Source organism: Klebsiella sp. K-3 (assembly GCF_051207495.1).
Lineage (GTDB): Bacteria > Pseudomonadota > Gammaproteobacteria > Enterobacterales > Enterobacteriaceae > Klebsiella > Klebsiella aerogenes.
In genome coordinates, this window is record NZ_JBPNXF010000006.1 from 247,780 (window position 1) to 266,627 (window position 18,848).

The 18,848-nt window shown below is 56.7% G+C and carries 22 protein-coding genes; 6 read left to right on the forward strand and 16 right to left on the reverse strand.

All coding sequences use genetic code 11. The features are described from left to right. Nucleotides 1-3 precede the first annotated feature (3 nt). From ACSEMK_RS11675 to ACSEMK_RS11720, 10 genes are all read right to left on the reverse strand, one after another. Entirely contained in the window at nt 4-1,695 is a 1,692-nt protein-coding gene (locus ACSEMK_RS11675; protein WP_430914896.1) for a glycosyltransferase family 2 protein, read from the reverse strand. Then, the gene (locus tag ACSEMK_RS11680; protein WP_087859030.1) at nt 1,686-2,039 is read right to left on the reverse strand and encodes an ApeI family dehydratase; all 354 of its coding nucleotides are present in this window, start codon (nt 2,037-2,039) and stop codon (nt 1,686-1,688) included. The genes ACSEMK_RS11675 and ACSEMK_RS11680 overlap by 10 nt, the downstream gene beginning before the upstream one ends. Continuing rightward, entirely contained in the window at nt 2,026-3,375 is a 1,350-nt protein-coding gene (locus ACSEMK_RS11685) for an AMP-binding protein (protein ID WP_430914895.1), read from the reverse strand. The genes ACSEMK_RS11680 and ACSEMK_RS11685 overlap by 14 nt, the downstream gene beginning before the upstream one ends. Continuing rightward, entirely contained in the window at nt 3,372-3,953 is a 582-nt protein-coding gene (locus ACSEMK_RS11690) for a hypothetical protein (RefSeq protein WP_430914894.1), read from the reverse strand. Before ACSEMK_RS11690 ends, ACSEMK_RS11685 begins: the two co-directional genes overlap by 4 nt. A 6-nt stretch (nt 3,954-3,959) precedes the next feature. Beyond that, nucleotides 3,960-4,211 carry an acyl carrier protein gene (locus tag ACSEMK_RS11695; RefSeq protein WP_047047899.1) on the reverse strand — a complete coding sequence of 84 codons (252 nt, stop codon included), beginning with the start codon at nt 4,209-4,211 and terminating at the stop codon, nt 3,960-3,962. 11 nt (nt 4,212-4,222) lie between these two features. Continuing rightward, a complete protein-coding gene (locus tag ACSEMK_RS11700; protein ID WP_045397051.1) occupies nt 4,223-4,480 on the reverse strand; it encodes a phosphopantetheine-binding protein in 258 nt (85 codons plus the stop codon). Further along, nucleotides 4,461-5,276: a lysophospholipid acyltransferase family protein gene (locus ACSEMK_RS11705; RefSeq protein ID WP_430914893.1), complete on the reverse strand. Its 816-nt coding sequence runs from the start codon at nt 5,274-5,276 to the stop codon at nt 4,461-4,463. Before ACSEMK_RS11705 ends, ACSEMK_RS11700 begins: the two co-directional genes overlap by 20 nt. Beyond that, a complete protein-coding gene (locus tag ACSEMK_RS11710) occupies nt 5,273-5,995 on the reverse strand; it encodes a beta-ketoacyl synthase chain length factor (protein WP_430914892.1) in 723 nt (240 codons plus the stop codon). Before ACSEMK_RS11710 ends, ACSEMK_RS11705 begins: the two co-directional genes overlap by 4 nt. Nucleotides 5,996-6,015: 20 nt before the next feature. Beyond that, nucleotides 6,016-7,077 carry a methyltransferase gene (locus tag ACSEMK_RS11715; RefSeq protein ID WP_123273284.1) on the reverse strand — a complete coding sequence of 354 codons (1,062 nt, stop codon included), beginning with the start codon at nt 7,075-7,077 and terminating at the stop codon, nt 6,016-6,018. Nucleotides 7,078-7,139: 62 nt separating this feature from the next. Further along, a complete protein-coding gene (locus ACSEMK_RS11720) occupies nt 7,140-7,535 on the reverse strand; it encodes a hypothetical protein (RefSeq protein ID WP_435336525.1) in 396 nt (131 codons plus the stop codon). Between the two features lie 381 nt (nt 7,536-7,916). Here ACSEMK_RS11720 and ACSEMK_RS11725 point away from each other — a divergent pair, with 381 nt between their 5' ends. Beyond that, nucleotides 7,917-9,137 carry an MFS transporter gene (locus tag ACSEMK_RS11725; protein WP_430914891.1) on the forward strand — a complete coding sequence of 407 codons (1,221 nt, stop codon included), beginning with the start codon at nt 7,917-7,919 and terminating at the stop codon, nt 9,135-9,137. A 2-nt stretch (nt 9,138-9,139) separates the two neighbouring features. Here the strand turns inward: ACSEMK_RS11725 and ACSEMK_RS11730 are convergent, their stop codons facing one another. Both ACSEMK_RS11730 and ACSEMK_RS11735 read right to left on the reverse strand, forming a co-directional pair. After that, the gene (locus ACSEMK_RS11730) at nt 9,140-9,697 is read right to left on the reverse strand and encodes a DcrB family lipoprotein (RefSeq protein WP_045397026.1); all 558 of its coding nucleotides are present in this window, start codon (nt 9,695-9,697) and stop codon (nt 9,140-9,142) included. A 73-nt stretch (nt 9,698-9,770) separates the two neighbouring features. Further along, a complete protein-coding gene (locus ACSEMK_RS11735) occupies nt 9,771-10,436 on the reverse strand; it encodes a 7-cyano-7-deazaguanine/7-aminomethyl-7-deazaguanine transporter (RefSeq protein ID WP_430914890.1) in 666 nt (221 codons plus the stop codon). Nucleotides 10,437-10,643: 207 nt separating this feature from the next. On the opposite strand from ACSEMK_RS11735, the gene tusA reads away from it, so the two are divergent. Then, a complete protein-coding gene (gene tusA / locus ACSEMK_RS11740) occupies nt 10,644-10,889 on the forward strand; it encodes a sulfurtransferase TusA (protein WP_015703711.1) in 246 nt (81 codons plus the stop codon). A 90-nt stretch (nt 10,890-10,979) separates the two neighbouring features. On the opposite strand, the gene zntA is transcribed toward tusA, so the two are convergent. Next, nucleotides 10,980-13,187, reverse strand: coding sequence for a Zn(II)/Cd(II)/Pb(II) translocating P-type ATPase ZntA (gene zntA / locus ACSEMK_RS11745; RefSeq protein WP_430914889.1), 2,208 nt, complete (start codon nt 13,185-13,187; stop codon nt 10,980-10,982). Between the two features lie 78 nt (nt 13,188-13,265). After that, nucleotides 13,266-13,892: a lysoplasmalogenase gene (locus tag ACSEMK_RS11750; RefSeq protein ID WP_015369312.1), complete on the reverse strand. Its 627-nt coding sequence runs from the start codon at nt 13,890-13,892 to the stop codon at nt 13,266-13,268. A 141-nt stretch (nt 13,893-14,033) separates the two neighbouring features. Here ACSEMK_RS11750 and ACSEMK_RS11755 point away from each other — a divergent pair, with 141 nt between their 5' ends. Next, on the forward strand, nt 14,034-14,393 hold the full coding sequence (locus tag ACSEMK_RS11755; protein WP_162750185.1) for a DUF2500 domain-containing protein: 360 nt from the start codon (nt 14,034-14,036) through the stop codon (nt 14,391-14,393). A gap of 15 nt (nt 14,394-14,408) precedes the next feature. On the opposite strand, the gene ACSEMK_RS11760 is transcribed toward ACSEMK_RS11755, so the two are convergent. Both ACSEMK_RS11760 and rsmD read right to left on the reverse strand, forming a co-directional pair. Beyond that, nucleotides 14,409-14,687: a DUF1145 family protein gene (locus ACSEMK_RS11760; protein ID WP_015369314.1), complete on the reverse strand. Its 279-nt coding sequence runs from the start codon at nt 14,685-14,687 to the stop codon at nt 14,409-14,411. After that, nucleotides 14,677-15,273, reverse strand: coding sequence for a 16S rRNA (guanine(966)-N(2))-methyltransferase (rsmD, locus tag ACSEMK_RS11765; protein ID WP_015703709.1), 597 nt, complete (start codon nt 15,271-15,273; stop codon nt 14,677-14,679). Before rsmD ends, ACSEMK_RS11760 begins: the two co-directional genes overlap by 11 nt. Nucleotides 15,274-15,466: 193 nt before the next feature. On the opposite strand from rsmD, the gene ftsY reads away from it, so the two are divergent. From ftsY to ftsX, 3 genes are read left to right on the forward strand one after another with little or no spacing between them, the layout of a single operon-like run. Continuing rightward, the gene (gene ftsY, locus ACSEMK_RS11770; protein ID WP_411325897.1) at nt 15,467-17,005 is read left to right on the forward strand and encodes a signal recognition particle-docking protein FtsY; all 1,539 of its coding nucleotides are present in this window, start codon (nt 15,467-15,469) and stop codon (nt 17,003-17,005) included. Nucleotides 17,006-17,007: 2 nt separating this feature from the next. Beyond that, nucleotides 17,008-17,676 (forward strand): cell division ATP-binding protein FtsE, encoded by a 669-nt coding sequence (ftsE, locus tag ACSEMK_RS11775; RefSeq protein ID WP_015369317.1) that lies wholly within the window; start codon nt 17,008-17,010, stop codon nt 17,674-17,676. Beyond that, on the forward strand, nt 17,669-18,724 hold the full coding sequence (gene ftsX, locus ACSEMK_RS11780) for a permease-like cell division protein FtsX (protein WP_015369318.1): 1,056 nt from the start codon (nt 17,669-17,671) through the stop codon (nt 18,722-18,724). The genes ftsE and ftsX overlap by 8 nt, the downstream gene beginning before the upstream one ends. Nucleotides 18,725-18,848 lie beyond the last annotated feature (124 nt).

Below are 18,848 nucleotides of genomic sequence, written 5' to 3' on the forward strand. Positions count from 1 at the left end.
CCTTTACTCCTTGTCTTTGGGATCCGGCAGATGCCAGAAATCGAAAAAGTTGAACCAGTCGAGCGGCGACTGCAGCGCGTAGTGCTCCAGCCGTTCGGCGTAGCGGTCGATGATGTGTTGCAATGCCTGCTGGCGTTCGGCGCGCGGCAGCAGCAGCGGATCGGCGAACGGTTCGCAGTAAATGCGTAGTTTGCTCTGTTGGCGTAGGGCGAAAATCAAATTAACCGGGCAGCGCAAAATGGCTGCCAGGATAAACGGCCCTTGTGGAAAGGGGGCGGCTTGCCCCATAAAACGGCTCCAGCAGACGCGCCATTCACCGCCGCGCTGCGGGTTAACCGCAATACGGTCGCCGACAATAGCGATCCATTCGCCGCGATCCAGCTTTTCTTGCAGCAGCATGGCGGTTTCCGGGCCGATATCGGTCACCGGCATCAGGTTCAGCCCGGCCTGAGGCGCCATCTCCGCCATAATTTGTTTAAAACGTTGCGCGTTTTCGCTGAACACCAGGGCGTTGATGGTTTTGCTGCCCTGCAGTTGCGCCAGCGCGCGGCAGGCTTCGACATCGCCGAGATGCGAGGCCAGCAGTAGTTTTCCTCGCGGGTCGCTAATATTTAGCGTCTCCTCGGCGCCTGCGGCAAAGACCACGTCGCGACCAAACTGTAACTCGCCGCGCCAGCTGGCGATTTTATCCAGCATCGCCTCGCCAAAGCGCAGGAAGTGCCGGTAGCTGGTCAGGGTTGGCGGTATCGGCATCTGGCGCGCGGAGAGCTGTTCGCGCGCGCGGGTTATCCATTGTTGCGACGCGCGGCGCGCCGTCGCGGCCGTCAGCCAGTACACACCGACTACCGGATAAAGCAGCAACGAGAATGCCTTGCGCCCCAGCAGTCGCCACACCAGCAGCATCAGGCGCATTCCCCATAATCCTTTTACCTCCTGCTGGCGCGCCCAGTGCGGCGAGGCGCGGCGAAACAGCAGGGAGGGGATCCGCGGCAGCATGCCGAGGAACAGACGCGTGTGCATCAGCGAGATGCGGCAGTTATCTTTGAAGGCATCAAAATGCGACAAACCGTCCGGTGGATAGGTCACGCGGGTCGGAATAAAGTAGCTGGTGTTCCCCTGCCAGTAGAGGCGCACCATCACTTCGGTATCGAAATCCATGCGCTGGCCGAGCGTCACGCGCTGCGCCAGCCGCAGCGTTGGCATCACCGGATAGACGCGAAAGCCGCACATGCTGTCTTTCAACTGCAGTGATAGCGTTTCAATCCATACCCAGATGTGGGTTATCCAGCGCCCGTACAGGCGCGAACGCGGGATGGAGTCGTCGTAAATCGGCTGCCCGGAAATTAACGCTTCGGGATGGGCCTGCGCCAGCGCCAACAGTTGCGGAATATCTTCGATGGCGTGCTGACCATCGGCATCGACCTGCACCGCGTGGCTGAACCCAGCTTCCGCAGCGGCCTGTAGTCCACGGATCACCGCAGCGCCTTTGCCTGCGTTCCGAGGTAAGCGGATTAGGGTCAGATTGGCAGTTTCCGCCGACAGCCGATCCAACTGCTGCCGCGTGCTGGTATCGCTGCCGTCGTCCACCACGATGCAAGGCAGGCCAAAGGGCTGCAGGCGCGCCAGCACTCGCGGCATCATTGCGCCGTGGTTATAGCAGGGGATCAGCACGCAGGGAGAGAAATCTAACGGCATAAGCGAATTTTCCCGCTGCTGGCGGTGTGTCGCGCTTCGCCGTCGTGTCGCAGATAGCTAAACGTAAGAGTCTGGCGCGCTTCCTGCCAGTTGAGGGCGAGCGTAACGGTTGTGTCCGGCAATAGCGGCGACTGAAACTTCACGTTCTGAACGCTGTGAAAACGCCAGCCGGGGGCCAGCAGCGTGGTGGCGTAATGCATCGCCCAGTCCATCTGCGCGACGCCGGGTAGTAGCGGCTGCACGGCAAAATGGCCGCGAAACCAGAATAGCGCCGGATCGAGATATAGCACGATTTCAACCCGATCGGCTTGCGGCTGACGGCGCTCAATTTCATGGGGCTTCACGAAATAACTCCTGTAATTGCGCGTAGACACGCTTGTTCATGCTGTTAACGGGGAGCTCGTCAATCACCCGCCAGTAACGAGGGATAGCCACAGGCTCCAGCAAGGCGCGCAGCGCTTTCCGCCACTGTAATTCCTGGCTTTTCCCCCAGCGGCGGCGGGTATCGTCGTCCAGCACTAACAACGCGCCAACGCTCTGGCGGCTGCCGCGGGTAATCGGCACGACGGCGGCCTCAAGAATGCCATCCAGCTCCAGTAATCGGTGTTCCACTTCGCTTAGTGAAATGCGCTTCTCTTCAATTTTAACCACCCGGTCGCGACGACCTGCCAGCTGGAATTGACCACTTTCATTGAATTGCAGAATGTCATCGACAACCAGGCCGTTATCGTCGGCGATTAGCGGCGAAAAAAGACGGAATGTGTCGCCATGCGGCTGAAAACGGATGCCGGTGAACGGCTGCCATGGCGTGTCATCCTGCAGGCGCTGACGGCAGGCGATAACCCCGCTTTCCGTGCTGCCGTAGATTTCATCCGGCCAGACAGCAAGCCAGCTGGCGGTTTGCATCGCATCCTGCCAGAGCAGCTTGCCGCCGGCGGATAAAATCATCGTGACCGGTGGTGGGGGCAACTGGCGATCGAGACGTTTGAGGAAAGCCGGACTGCTGATAAACAAATAATGATGATCATGGCTTAATGCCGCCAACTGCTCGGCGTACTCAATCATCGCCGCGTGCAGCGGCAAACCCAGCGCCATTGGCAAAAACAGGCGGAACGTCAGGCCATATAAATGCTGTGGCGCGACCGACGCCACTACCCGGCAGTCTGCCAGGCGTCCGGCATAGTGCGCGGCTAACAGCGCCGCCTCGCGGTCGAGACTCTTGACGGGCTTACTAATTCGCTTCGGTTCACCGGTAGAACCGGAGGTAAAAAGCTCAATATCGGCGTCATCGTCGATTGCCGGGAATGCGTATTCGTGGGGGGCGGCCGTCATTGCGGAATACACAACCTGTACCGGTCCGCGCCACGCCAGCGCCTTATCGCTCAATATGCCGTCGAAAAGCGCCCGCTGTTTGTTTAATAGCGACGCTCGGCTATGGCCAGGGAGCACAGGCGTTTTCCCCGCATGCAGCGTGGCCAACAGCGCGACCATAAACAGGTAGCTGTTGTCAAAACAGAGCGCCCAGCGCTCGCCTGGCTGCTGTTGCAAGCAGGAAAGCAAATGAGCGACATCGTAGCGCAGATGCGCCAGCGTCCAGCGGCGCTCTTCCTGCCACGCAATCAGGGTTTGCGGCGGGCGCGGGGCGCTGAGCCACTGGGCCAGCGTGAGGGGCTGCATCATGGTTTATCTCGTTTAATCACCCGCTGACGCACCAGCCACTCGCCGGCCATCAACATCCCTATTAGCAGATAGGAAATCATGCCGTTCCAGGCCGTCCACAGCGACATGTCGCCATGCAGCGCGGTAAATAGCGCAATACCGCCGTTGCCAACGAAAAAGGCGCACCAGATTTGGGTAACCCGGCGGGTGTAACGCACCGCACGTTCAGGAAGAGCCGGTTCCCGCAGCCGCGCCAGGCGCTCGACTATCGGCATGCTTGACCACAACGAGCCGCCAAACACTGCCAGCATCACAGTGTTCACTACCACCGGATAAAACAGCAGCAGCTGATGGGTTTTTAGCAGATAGCTGGCAATGCACAGCGTCATGCCGGCTGCCGCTACGACCTGAGTAACCACGCTCAGTGGTCCCGCCTGTCGCCGGGTCTGGCGAAAGCGTAAAAACAGCAGCAGCGCCATTAACGGTAGTAGCCATTGCAGACTGTTATGCGCGAGGCCAAACCAGACTAAGAACGGCCAGGCCAGCAGCAATACCCCTGTCATTAACGGAACGACCGGCAGCGAGCGTATGCCCGACACGGTGAATTACGCTTCTTTCAGTAAGTGTTCTACCGCATCGACGACATCCTGCACGGTACGTACGGTTTTAAACTCTTCTGGCTTGATTTTCTTGCCGATTTTCTTTTGCAGATGGACGATCATGTCGATGGCGTCGATGCTGTCCAGTTCGAGATCTTCGTACAGGCGGGCCTCAGGCTTAATATCCTGCGGATCGATTTCAAATACCTTCACCAGCAGCGAGGAGACTTCTTCGTAAATGGCTTGTTGTTCGGTCATGACGGTTCTCCTCAGGCACGCTGCGCTTGAATAAATGATGCCAGCGTGGCGACGGAGAAGAAGTGCTGACGCATCTCTTCGCTCTCAGCCGACAGCACCACGCCGTACTGATTTTTCACCGCCAGGCCCAGCTCCAGCGCATCGATGGAGTCCAGACCCAGGCCATCGCCAAACAGGGCGGCATCGGTGTCGATATCATCAGCGGACAACTCGTCCAGGTTCAATGTACTGATTATCAGATTCTTAATTTCAAGATAAAGCGCTTGCATCATTAATTCCTGTTTCAGGTGTAGTGCCTGATTCTAATTTAAGCAAAATATGCCGGTTTAACTGCCGTGCGGCCAGCGCCGGTTCTTGTTTATTTGCCTCGTAAAACTGGTTTATTCGCAGCCGTTCTCCGACTTCGACGGTAAATAACGGCTTCGTTCGCGGCGCATCGTACCACTTGCTCTGTTTACCCAGCATATGCTCGGTGCAGCGGATGATGACGACGCGCAAGTCGCTGCCGCAGCGCACGGCGATATTGGCCGCGCCGCGCTGCAGCTGCATTTTTTCTCCCGGCACCGTTCTGGTTCCTTCCGGGAAAATCAAAATGGTATCGCCCTGCTGTAAGCGCTGCCGGCTGGCCGGGAGCAGGGCATCGGCGCGATCGTTAATCAAATAATCCGCCGCGCGGATCACGCCGCTGACAAATGGGTTTTTCAGCAACGCGCTTTTCACCAGGCAGTCGGTCTCCGGCATCACCGAGGCCAGCATAACGTAGTCGATAAGGCTGGGATGGTTGGCGACCACCAGGCAACCGCGTTCCTGACGTAAAATATCGCGCCCTTTAATCTGGTAATCGAGTACGCCGACGCCTTTCACCACGCTGAGAAAACAGCGGAAACTGAGCGAAATACTGCGCCGTGCGATGCGGCGACGGCGGGCCTTATCGCGCACCAGAATCAGCAATAGATTGAACCAAACAACAGAGAGCAGCAGCCCGCCAAGGCCAAACAGCGCGAAACAAAAACCGGTCATCGCCGCGCGCCAGAGCCGATTAAGGCGACACAGAAGAGTGTTCATGAACGGCTCCACTGCCATTGCACGCGTTCGCCGGGCAGCGTGAATGCGCGCGCATTCTGCAAATAATACTGTAAAAACAACAGGCTTTGCGGCAGCGTGCTCTCTTCGACTGCGTCATGACGTTGCGCTTTGCAGCGCCATTGGCTTCCCGCTTCAATGACCCACGCCACCGCGTAGGGCCAGGTTGGCATCGTTGGTGGTAGCTGCGAGTGATAAAACTCCGGCAGAAAACCATCGAAATCAACCATCAAGATGCGCTGATAGCCCGCCTGTAGTAGAGCCATCGCTTCATATAAACCCTGCTGGAAAGTATCGCGACCGGCAGAAAGGGATGACGACGCAATGGGCTTTTTCGCCGCAATCGTCAAATTACCGACGGCGGAATTATGTACCGACAAGGCGAAATCGGTAGGCGAGACCGCCTGCTCCATCGCCAGGGCGTGGAGGATCCGATAGTTACGCTCTAGTTCACCGTGACGGCTGGTATAGAGCACAGCATCGATCGCATGGCGGCGCAGCATCGCCAGCCCACACTCCACGGCTAGCCTGCTGCCGGAGCTAAGTCGGCGGGCGGTCATCATCGGTAATTCGCTAAGTTTGGCCGGCGCTGCGGCTGGATCGATGGCGTGCAAATGCTGTGACCACCGTTGCCACTGCTCGGTGCCACTGACTCCAGGCGCGAAGGCCTGCCAATCAACTATGTTAAATGAAAATGTCATCTACACGCGTCCGCGAAAAATCAATTATTTTTCTGACATATCAACAAGGTATGTCCAACGCCCAAATTATCGTGACGTTGTTCTACCCGGAAACCCGCCATTTCCAGATAGCGATAAAACTTCTCTACGCTGTAGAAACGACTGTTGCCGTTGGCCATACAGGTAAAGTAGAGCGAAGACGCATTCAGACTAAATGATGCTGCTTCAAACTTTTGCGCATCCCAGAACAGCTCCAGAATACACAGGCGCGCGCCGGGTTTCATGACCTGCGCGACGTTACTGAGTAGCGTGATAATTTGTTCCGGGGAAAAGCAGTCAAGGAACTGGCTCATCCACCAGATATCCGCCTCTCCTGGTAAGGGGGCGTCACTCAGCATATCCACAGCATGACAGTCAATGCGGTGGGTAAGGCCCGCATTTTCTATATTTTCGCGGGCCAGCGCAATTTGTTGTGGCAAATCTAATAACGTAATCGCGATATTTTCATCATACTGGCAGCAGCGTAGCGCCCACTTACCGGTATTTCCGCCGACATCGTACAGGGTTGCGGGCCGGCTGGCGAATACATGTGGCAGCGCGGCGCTAAAGGCACCGTCGGAATAGTAATGATCGAAAGCAAACCAGCTTTTACGCGCCGCTTGCGGAAGTTGCGATAATGCCGGGTAAATCGTTGGCCACTCACCAAAAACTTTTAAACCAGATGGTTTACCTTCCTGTAACGCATTTTCCAGAAAGAATAATCCCTGATAACAAACGTCCTGAGTAAAATCCATATTTACACGGGTCATCGTATCATGGAGTAAGAAATGTCCCACTTTAGCGAGGTAATAGCGTTCTTCTTTATAGGTAACAATACGCCCGCTTAATCCCATATCCAGCAAAACGCCTACAGCATATTCATTTCCCTCACAATTTTCGCTAATTGCTTCAAGGGTCGCGCCGCGTTTACCTTGCCGATCGAGATAATCCAGGATGCCTGAGTTACGCAGACATAACGCGGTTTGAAAGAGCATAGGGGCGAAAGCGATGCGTTGCGCTTCCGTGATAGCATCCAGTGCGCTAAGAGAGTCCTGTTGGTACACGTTCGGCACAACCTTTTTCAATCAATGAGAGGGGAACGGGCCAATACTGGCCCGTTGAGGAGTTACTTCTGCAACGCCGTATTAGCGGCGAGGGTAACCTGAATATCTTTATCGAGATTGTGCACCCAGCGATTATAGTTTCTATGAATCTTTCCGCCGGAAGCCATTAGATTAAGGCTGCTCACGTAATTAATAGAATAGCTTGTTGCTGAGTAGTTAATTTTAATATCCGCGGCGTGGGCTCGGTTTTGCAAATGCCCTTTGATAACGCCAGGACCTGCATCGGACATAATCCATTCACGTTGAATACCCGCCTGGAGAATAGCATTCTTGACCTGAGCTTCGGTATGACCCGCGCTAACCGTAGTCTGGGCCTGTTCAATCGGCGCAGTGCGCGCGCAACCCGCCAGCGCGCCGACAACCGTGGCGGCAACAATCCAATGAATAACCTTTTTCATGAATACTCCCTATCGATATATTTGTTGAGAAAATACTTAGGTCAATGTCAAAAATAATAATATCGTCGTGATGTCGTGTTTTTATTCAGGTTGTTTATTTAATTTTTTTTACTTTAAAAATGTGACAAATAAATATCCTAATGTTATAGGAATGCTGATTTTCGGATAAAGCGACGGCGCAGGTACGCTGCGGGGTGAAGTATAAGTAAATTAACTCCGCTTAATCAATGAATATAATCGGTAAGTTATGTCTTAATTTTACGCATTTTAAATCGCCAATCGCCGTTGATTTATTGCCAGGGTAATATTGCGGCTAAGGGCTGCTTTTCTGTACACGTCGTGGTAATAGTGAAGCGTGTCGTATCAATTTGGTGGAACCTAATGCCTGAACCCGTCGCCGAACCGGCGCTCAGTGGACTGCGCCTCAATCTGCGGATTGTCTCCGTCGTAATTTTTAACTTTGCCAGCTATCTCACTATCGGCCTGCCGTTGGCGGTTCTGCCAGGCTACGTTCACGATGTGATGGGGTTTAGCGCCTTCTGGGCCGGGCTGGTGATTAGTCTGCAGTATTTCGCCACGCTGTTGAGCCGACCGCACGCCGGGCGCTACGCCGATCTGCTTGGACCGAAAAAGATTGTCGTTTTCGGCCTTTGCGGCTGTTTCCTGAGTGGTTTGAGCTATCTGCTGGCGGCCTGGAGTAGCGGCTGGCCGTTGCTGAGTCTGCTGCTGTTATGTCTGGGACGAGCGATCCTCGGCATTGGCCAGAGCTTCGCCGGCACGGGCTCGACGCTATGGGGTGTAGGCGTTGTCGGCTCGCTGCATATCGGGCGGGTGATTTCGTGGAACGGCATTGTGACCTACGGCGCGATGGCGATGGGCGCGCCGCTGGGCGTGCTGTGCTATTCATATATTGGCCTCGGCGGCCTGGCGATGGGCATTATGGCGGTCGCTTTGGTGGCTATCCTCTGCGCGCTACCGCGAACGGCGGTGAAAGCGACGAAAGGTAAAGCGATGTCATTTCGCGCGGTGCTCGGCCGGGTTTGGCCTTACGGCATGGCGCTGGCGTTGGCTTCTGCCGGCTTCGGGGTGATCGCGACCTTTATAACTCTGTTTTATGACGCAAAAGGCTGGGACGGCGCGGCCTTTGCGTTAACGCTGTTCAGCTGCGCGTTTGTCGGCACGCGGCTGCTTTTTCCCAACGGTATTAACCGCCTCGGCGGCCTGAACGTGGCAATGCTCTGTTTTAGCGTGGAGGTTATTGGCCTGCTGCTGGTGGGCTTTGCACTGACGCCGCTGATGGCGAAAGTCGGGACTTTCCTCACCGGCGCGGGGTTCTCGCTGGTTTTCCCTGCGCTCGGCGTAGTCGCAGTAAAAGCAGTACCGCAGCACAATCAGGGCTCGGCGCTGGCGACCTATACCGTATTTATGGATTTGTCGTTGGGAGTGACCGGGCCGTTGGCCGGTCTTTTGATGGCGTGGACCGGGATACCAACGATTTATCTGGCGGCGGCAGGGCTGGTGATGGCGGCGCTACTGCTGGGCTGGCGGTTAAAAAAACGGCCCCCGGTGGTTGAACCGGAGGCCGCTGCATCAGGGCAATAAAATTAGTTAATGACCAGCGTGTTGACGATGCTTTCCGCTTCGGTCTGCGCCTGCTGCTGGTTGTCCGCTGGCAGAGTGACCTGCAGGGTCAGCAGTTTGTCATCGACTTTACCGAGCAGCACGGAGGACCATGCGGTCTGCCCTTTGGCGGAAATAATGCTGTCCAGTTGCTGTAAGGTGTGGCCTTTGATCTCAATCGATTTGTTAGAGACGACCTGCAGCTGCGGGTCGCGGCTGCGCTGCTGATCTTCCAGACGTTTGGACAGCACCGCCAGATCTTCATTAGTGCTGTCGCCGACGATCACAATCACCGCTTTCTGGCCGGTGGCGTCGGAATAGACGTGCATATTGTTGGCCTGGGTGCCGAGCTTACCGCTCTGGTCGGCCATACCTGCCGGCAGAGTGAAGCTCAGTTTACCATCCAGCAGGCTAATCGCCTGGCCGCTGGTGTTGCTCTCTGCTGCTGCCCCGACGGTCGGCGCTTTTGAATCGCTGTTATCACAGGCCGCAAGCCCCATAACCAGCAGGCCAATACCGACATATTTAACCAAATTGCGCATTGACATCTTCCTTTCGATAAACGGCCATTAACGGCTCATCCGGTTATCTTATCACAACCGTTAGCGAGTACCTTTAACCTGGCTGCAATGCCGACAAATCAGATTTATCCGCCAGTCTTTTCAACAGCATATTCAACAGCATGCCGTACATCGGCAAGAAGAAGACGATGCTGATAAGTACTTTGAAGCAGTAGTCGACGATGGCGATTTCCCCCCAGTGGGCGGCCATAAACGGATCCGGGCTGCGCCAGAAGGCGATGAAGAAGAAGGCCAGGGTATCGCTGACGTTACCGAACAGGGTCGACGCCGTCGGCGCCAGCCACCAGCGACGATTCTGACGCAGGCGGTTGAAGACGTGGACGTCGAGAATCTGCCCCAGCGCATAGGCCATAAAACTGGCGGCGGCGATACGGGCGACGAACAGATTAAAGGTGCCCAGCGCGGCAAAGCCCTGCCACTCGCCCATATAAAACAGCGCCGAAATGCCATAGGAAATAATCAGCGCCGGGATCATCACCGCGAAGATGATGCGTCGCGCCAGCGGGGCGCCAAAAATGCGCACCGTCAGATCGGTGGCGAGAAAAATAAAGGGAAAACTGAACGCGCCCCAGGTGGTATGGAAACCAAAAATGGAGATCGGCAGCTGGACCAGATAGTTGCTGGAGGTGATCACCAGCAGATGAAATAGCGAAAGCCAGACGAGCGCTTTCTTACGCTGTACGGTAGTAAAGGGATTCATATTGTGACCTTTTTATGCCCGTCATGCTTCATATCAATGAAGGAATCGGGAGCGGAACGTTGGGGTGAGGGAACCCAATTAAAAACGGCTGCATGATACTGCGTTGAGAGCGTAATGCAATGGTTGTTTTTCGCGCAAACGTTAACCTGGCTTGCGTACTGGCGAAGTGGGGGTAAACTAGGGCCGTTTTGTTGAAGTGAGATAAAAATGAGCGAACTTTTCTCCAGTCCTGACCATACGCTGGACGCCCTTGGGCTCCGCTGCCCGGAGCCGGTGATGATGGTGCGTAAAACCGTGCGTACCATGCCGGTGGGCGAGACCCTGCTGATCATTGCCGACGATCCGGCGACGACCCGCGATATCCCCGGTTTTTGCCTCTTTATGGAGCATGAACTGGTGGCGCAGGAAACCGAAGCCCTGCCGTACCGCTATCTGATCCGTAAAAGCCACTGAACCCATCCCGGATGGCGGCGCGTTGCGCCTTATCCGGGCTACCCAACGATCTGGAACCGTGCTGCGCAAGCAGGGAATATCGCTTCAACATTACTTTTTACGCAATAACCGCAGAGCGTTAGCCGTTACCAGCACCGTCGCGCCGGTATCCGCCAGCACCGCCAGCCACAACCCGGTCAGGCCGAGAAGGGTCGTGACGAGGAAAATCCCCTTTAATCCTAAAGCGATGGCGATATTCTGGCGAATATTGGCATGGGTGGCGCGCGCGAGCGAAATCATCTGCGCCAGGCCGGTGAGGCGATTATGAGTCAGCGCCGCGTCGGCGGTTTCCAGCGCTACATCGGTGCCGCTGCCCATTGCAATACCGATGGTCGCCGCTTTCATCGCCGGGGCATCGTTGATGCCGTCGCCGACCATTGCCAGCGGCGCGTTGGCGTTAAGCGCCATCACCGCTTGCACTTTGTCTGCCGGCAGCAATCCGGCGCGGAACTCCAGACCCAGTTCATTGGCGATAGCCGCCGCAGCGCGCGGGTTATCCCCGGTGAGAATCACCCCCTGTACGCCCAATTGATGCAGCTCATCCACCGCCTGACGCGCATCGTCGCGCAGGGTATCGCGCAGCGCCAGAATGCCGAGCAGGGTATCATCGCGCAGCACCAGCACCACCGTCTGTCCGGCGCTCTCCAGTTGCTGGATCTGCGCCTCATGTTCAGCAGGTGCGGCCTTACTGGCCGCGCAGATTAAGATGCGGCTGCCGTTGACCTCGGCCTCTATCCCGGAACCGGCCAGCGCCCGCTGGTTGTGCGCAACGGGAATAGTCAGCTTACGCTGCTGCGCTTCGCGTACGATAGCCTGCGCCAGCGGGTGGCTGGAGCCTTGTTCAACCGCTGCCGCCAGCGCCAGCAGGCCGTTTTCATCAACGTCGGCGGCGGCGATAACGCGGGTGACCTGCGGTTGGCCGATGGTCAGAGTACCGGTTTTATCGAACGCCACCTGGCGCACCTGGCCCAATTGTTCCAGCGCAGCACCGCCTTTAATCAGCGCCCCGCGCCGTGCGGCGATCGCCAGACCGGAGGTAATCGCCGCCGGGGTAGAGATGACCAGCGCGCAAGGGCAGCCGATTAACAGCAGCGTTAAGCCTTTATAGATCCACGGCAGCCAGGCGCTGGCGAAGAACAGCGGCGGTACGATGGCAACCAGCAGGGCGACCACCATAATGGCCGGGGTGTAGATCCGGCTGAAGCGATCGATGAAGCGTTCAATCGGCGCCCGGCGCTCCTCGGCTTCTTCAATCAGTTTGAGGATCCGGTCAATGGCGCTATCTCCCGGTTCGGAGATAACGGTCAACTGCACCAGCCGATCGACGCTGGTGGCGCCCGCCGCTACGCGCTCGCCGGCTTTACGTTCCACCGGTACCGATTCGCCGGTCAATGCGCTTTCATCGAAGCTGGCAAACGGTGATAGCAGCTCGCCATCGGCCGGCAGACGCCCGCCGGCGGCGACCTCAATCACATCGCCGGGGCGAAGGTCACGTTGGGCGGCGGTCTCACGCTCGCCGTTGCGCAGGCGAACGGCGGTATCAGGTTTGAGCGCCATCAGGGCGCTCACGCCCTGGCGCGCGCGGCTGGCGGCCCAGCCTTCAAGCCGTTCGCCGATCAGAAACAGCAGCAGAACCATTGCCGCTTCGGCGGTGGCACCGATAAACAGCGCGCCGATAGCGGCAACGCTCATCAGCGTTTCAATGGCAAACCAGCTGCCGCTTTTAATCAACCGCAACGCCTGGCGGGCAACCGGCCACAGGCCGACGAGGGTAGTGGCGACAAACGCCAGCTTGCCGAACGGGTGGTTAAACTGTTCGAGCCCCCAGCTGAGCGCCATCATCACTACCAGACTCAATAACGCCAGGTTTTCCTGCAGCCATGAACGTTGCGGTTTCTCTTCCTGCGGCGCGTCAGCATCGCGCAGGGTATAACCCGCGGCGCGTACCGCGTTTTCGACCTGCGAACGGATATCGCTTTCGGCGTTGACCAGCAGCTTCTCGGTGGCGAACAGCACCTGCACCTGGCTGACGCCGTCGATTTGGCGCACGGCGGTTTCCACCTTGCGGGCGCAGGCCGCGCAGTCCATGCCGTCTACCTGCCAGCTATAGCGGGCGCCATTGAGCGGCTGCTCAGCGGCGGCGGTTTCCCCGGCGCAGGCGCGATCGGCACAGCAGCTTTCAGCGGGCTCTGTCGCCGGGGTAAATTTGAATGACGAGAACTGGGGGACTTTTTTGTCCTGAGATTCTGGTGTCGACATGGCACCCTCCGGGTAATGATAATTTTCTCATTACCCGCAGGATACACTCTGGAGTCGACTCCAGAGTCAAGCAGTAAATTACAGATACAGCGCGCGAACGATCAGGAAGTGCCCGGCAAAGTAGAAGGCCGCGGAAATGGCGTTATCGGCGCGGAAACGACGGCGATAGTGGCTAATCAACCAGACGGCGTTACCCAACAGCAGCGAAGCGGCGCCAAGGAAGCCGGAAAGCGCAGTATCGGTCGGCCGTACGAACCACAGTTCACCCGCCAGCCACACCATCACCAGGGTCATACCGATAAAGGTCAGCACCGGCATGCGCATCTCTTCCAGGCGCGTCCAGATAATTGCCAGCAGCAGCGCGCCGAGCACCAACAAGACCAGCGGCAGCGGCCAGAAGAACGATAGCGTCATCTGGCTGGCGAACCAGATCGTATACAGCAGATGAGAGAGGAAGAATGCGCCGACCGCGTACATCACCCGCTGGCGCGGCAGCAGGGTTAAGGCATCGCCGAGCAGCGAAGCGCACAGGCCCGCCAGCACCAGGTAGCTAATGGCGTTGAACATCGGCGCCTGCCAGGCTAACAGCAGCAACAGAAGCAGGGTGACCGGTTTAAAGACCCAGCGCTGCCAGGCCGGCCCACGATAGGACGCATCGACGTATAGCCATGCGGAGAAACAGACAGCAATAAACGACCAAAGCATAGTAAGTCCCTGTATCTGTTATCATTAAATAAGCGATTGCGCTTACGGTACTGGATCTCAGTGTAGTGGTTTGGGCCAGAAGATGACAACGTTATTCAATGCGCGTTATCCTTATTCCTGATAATTCTTATGGGTACGCAAATGAGTAAAGTTCCGCTATTTTTTGTGCTGGTGGTCGCGGTGATTGTGGTGGCGGCCTCGTTTCGCTATGTGCAGCAGCGCCGGGAAAAAATGGATAACGACGCCGCGCCGCTGTTGCAGAAGCGGGTGGTGGTCAGCAATAAGCGGGAAAAGGTGATTAACGATCGCCGTTCGCGCCAGCAGACGGTGACGCCAGCCGGCAGCGAGATGCGTTATGAAGCGAGCTTCCGCCCGGAAAATGGCGGACTGGAAGTGGTGTTCCGCCTTGATGCGCCGCAATATCACGCGCTGAGCGTCGGCGACCGGGGAATGTTGAGCTATAAGGGCTCAAGATTCGTCGACTTTGTTGCCGATAACTGAGCCCTGGATTAACCGTTACTTTTTCTTCAGCGTGGCCTTTAGCTTTTTCTGCCAGGCCACCAGTTCAAATACGCCGAAGATGAAAATACGAATTTGCTCAAAACGGCTCAACGGCGGCGCGTCTTTCGTCTGCGTCGCTTTCAACAGCGTCAGCTGCAGGCCATGCATCAGAATCATAAAAATCAGCGCCACGTTAACGAAGATATTCAGCGGTTTTGGGAAAGGTTGAAACAGATTCAACAGCAAAAATGCCCAAACGCATAGCATCAGCAGGCGGCCTAAATTAATCAGCATGGTTTTCTCCTTGTGCCTCGCGTTGATACAGGCGGTAGGCGACCTGTCCGGCGACTTTTTCGCGATACAGCTGCCAGTTTGCCGGAACCGGCGGTAGTCCGTTTTCTACTTCGCTCTCGACATAAATCAGCGCTTCATCAGCGAGCCAGTGGTTTTTTTCCAGCAGGCTGAGCGTTTCTTCCAGCAGCCCTTTGCGGAAGGGGGGATCGACGAAGACAATATGGTGCGGCGTACCCGGCTGGCTGAGAAACGCCAGCGTGTTGGTGTTGACCACCTTGCCGTTACTGGCTTTCAGCGTCGCGAGATTTTTTTGTAGCTGCTGCGCGACGCCGCGCTCCATTTCCAGTAGCGTGGTGCTGGCGGCATAGCGTGACAACGCTTCCAGCCCCAGCGCGCCGCTGCCGGCGAAGCAGTCAAGGCAGTGGGCGTCGACCATCGACGGCGCCAGCCAGTTAAATAGCGTTTCCCGAACCCGGTCGGTGGTTGGGCGCAGACCCGGGCTCTCCGGCACCGGTAATTTACGGCCCCGCCATTGTCCGCCGATAATGCGGATCTGGCCGCTGCCTGCGTGATTTGGTTTCTTCATCTCTTTGCTCAAGTCTCAACTTCCAGCCTGCTATTCTAACGATCGAAGACCATTGACGAAACCTTAATCCGGGGGCGGTGATGCGAGTTAAGTTAAGTGATAGACTATCCAACTAATTTCATCATTTTTTCAGCTTCTGAAGCGGTTGTGTCGAAGCTGCGCCATGAATAAACAGCGAGGAGTGTGGTCGCAAATGGCAAAAGAGAAAAAACGTGGCTTCTTTTCCTGGCTGGGCTTTGGGCAAAAAGAACAGGCTCAGGAAAGCGAAACAGAACAAAAAGTAGAAGAACAACAAGAGGTTGCGGAACAGGCTCCGGCGGCGGAAACGCCTGCGGAAGCCGTACCCGCGGCGGAAACGGTAAAAGAAGACCCGGAAGCCTTTGCCGCCGAGGTCGTAGAAGTCACCGAACAGGTTGTTGAAAGCGAACTGTCGCATCCGGTGGCGACCGAAGCCGTTTCGCAAGAAAAAGTGGCTGAATCGCCGGTGGCGGAAGAAATTTCTGTCCCAGAGGCCGCTTTTGAAGAAGCGCCGGTTGTTCCTGCGGTAGAAGAAAAAGTCGCTGAACCGCTGGTTGAAGAGGTAATAGCCGAGCCGGTTATCGCCGAAGCGGTCGCTGAACAGACGCCGGAAGAGGTTATCGTCGCGGAGCCTGAGGTCATCGAAGATGAGGTCCTCCCGGAAGAGCCCGAAGCCGAACTAAGCGATGAAGAGCTCGAAGCGCAGGCGCTGGCGGCGCAAGACGTTGAAGAGACGCCAGAAGAAGAAGCGGAAACTCAGGAAGCGGCGCCGCAGGAGCAGGAAAAACCGACCAAAGAAGGTTTCTTCGCCCGCTTAAAACGCAGCCTGGTAAAAACCAAACAGAATCTGGGTTCCGGATTTATCAGCCTGTTCCGCGGTAAAAAAATCGACGACGATCTGTTTGAAGAGCTGGAAGAACAGCTGCTGATTGCCGACGTTGGGGTGGAAACCACGCGTAAGATTATTACCAATCTTACCGAGGGGGCCAGCCGTAAGCAGCTGCGAGATGCCGAGGCGTTATACGGTCTGCTGAAAGAAGAGATGAGCGAGATCCTGACGAAAGTTGAGGAACCGCTGAATGTTGAAGGGAAAACGCCATTTGTTATTCTGATGGTCGGCGTTAACGGCGTGGGTAAAACCACTACGATCGGTAAGCTGGCGCGTCAGTTCGAGCAGCAGGGTAAATCGGTGATGCTGGCGGCGGGGGATACTTTCCGCGCGGCGGCGGTGGAACAGCTGCAGGTTTGGGGCCAGCGTAACGAGATCCCGGTGATTGCCCAGCACACCGGCGCTGACTCAGCCTCGGTTATTTTTGACGCCATCCAGGCGGCGAAAGCGCGCAATATTGATGTGCTGATTGCCGATACCGCGGGTCGTCTGCAGAATAAATCGCATCTGATGGAAGAACTGAAGAAGATTGTCCGCGTAATGAAGAAACTGGATGTCGACGCGCCGCATGAAGTCATGCTAACCATCGACGCCAGCACCGGGCAGAACGCGATTAGCCAGGCCAAACTGTTCCACGAAGCCGTGGGGCTGACCGGCATTACGCTGACTAAGCTTGACGGAACCGCGAAGGGCGGGGTTATCTTCTCAGTGGCTGACCAGTTCAGTATTCCGATTCGCTATATTGGCGTCGGCGAACGTATTGAAGATCTGCGTCCGTTTAATGCGGGCGACTTTATTGAGGCACTTTTTGCCCGAGAGGATTAAGAATGATTCGCTTTGAACAAGTCAGCAAAGCCTATCTCGGTGGGAGACAAGCGCTGCAGGGGGTGACATTCCACCTGCAGCAGGGCGAGATGGCGTTCCTGACCGGCCATTCCGGCGCGGGGAAAAGTACCCTGCTGAAGCTTATCTGTGGTATCGAACGGCCGAGCGCCGGGAAAATTCTGTTCAGCGGCCATGATATCAGCCGCCTGAAGAGCCGCGAGGTGCCGTTCCTGCGCCGCCAAATCGGCATGATTTTCCAGGACCACCACCTGCTGATGGATCGCACCGTGTTCGATAATGTGGCGATTCCGCTGATTATCGCCGGCGCCAGCGGCGATGATATTCGTCGCCGCGTATCCGCAGCGCTGGATAAAGTCGGGCTGCTGGACAAAGCGAAAAATTTCCCCATCCAACTCTCCGGCGGTGAGCAACAGCGCGTGGGCATTGCCCGCGCGGTGGTCAACAAGCCGGCGGTGCTGCTGGCGGATGAACCGACCGGTAACCTCGATGAGGCGCTCTCGGAAGGGATTTTACGTCTGTTTGAAGAGTTTAACCGCGTAGGGGTGACGGTACTGATGGCGACGCACGACCTGGGGCTTATTTCCAGCCGTCCGTACCGCGTCCTGACGCTGAGCGACGGTCATATGCATGGAGGCCATCGGGGTGAATAAGCGCGACGCAGTGAACCAGATTCGCCAGTTCGGCAGCAAGTTCGATCGTCTCCGTAACGCCACCGGCGGCGGCAACGGCGGGCGCAATGCGCCAAAACGGCCAAAAGCGGCGCCGAACCCGGCATCGCGGAAGAGTAACGTCTTTAACGAGCAGGTACGCTACGCCTGGCACGGCGCGTTACAGGATTTAAAAAGCACGCCGCTGGCGACCTTCCTCACCATCATGGTGATCGCCATTTCGCTGACGCTGCCGAGCGTCTGCTATATGGTCTACAAAAACGTTAACAGCGCGGCGTCGCAGTATTATCCGTCGCCGCAGATCACCGTCTATCTGGAAAAAACGCTGGATGACGATGCGGCGGCGCGGGTGGTTGGCCAGCTGCAGGCGGAGCAGGGCGTTGAGAAAGTCAATTACCTGTCGCGAGATGAGGCGCTGGGCGAGTTCCGTAACTGGTCCGGGTTTGGCGGCGCGCTGGATATGCTGGAAGAGAACCCGCTGCCGGCGGTGGCGATTGTGGTGCCGAAGCTCGATTTCCAGAATACCGATTCGCTTAACACCCTGCGCGATCGCGTCTCCCGTATTCAGGGTGTCGACGAAGTGCGCATGGACGATAGCTGGTTTGCGCGCCTGGCGTCGCTGACCGGGCTGGTCGGCCGGGTGTCGGCGATGATCGGCGTGCTGATGATCGCCGCGGTATTCCTGGTGATTGGCAACAGCGTACGTCTGAGCATCTTCGCTCGTCGCGACACGATTAACGTCCAGAAGCTGATCGGCGCTACCGATGGTTTCATCCTGCGTCCGTTCCTTTACGGTGGCGCGCTGCTGGGCTTCGCCGGGGCGTTTTTGTCGCTGATCCTGTCGGAGATTCTGGTGATGCGCCTCTCCTCGGCGGTAACCGAAGTGGCGAAAGTGTTTGGTACTAAATTTGAACTCAGCGGCTTAGGCTTCGATGAGTGCCTGCTGATGCTAATCGTCTGCTCGATGATTGGCTGGGTCGCAGCCTGGCTGGCGACGGTGCAACATTTACGTCACTTTACCCCCGACTAAAAATTTTCTGGTATAATCTTTCCCTGCACTGAATATCTCTCTGCAGGGAAAGAGTCCCTGTTCGCCTCTTCCCTAATCTTTCATCTCCATGTCACATTTTGTGCGTAATTTACTCACAACGTTG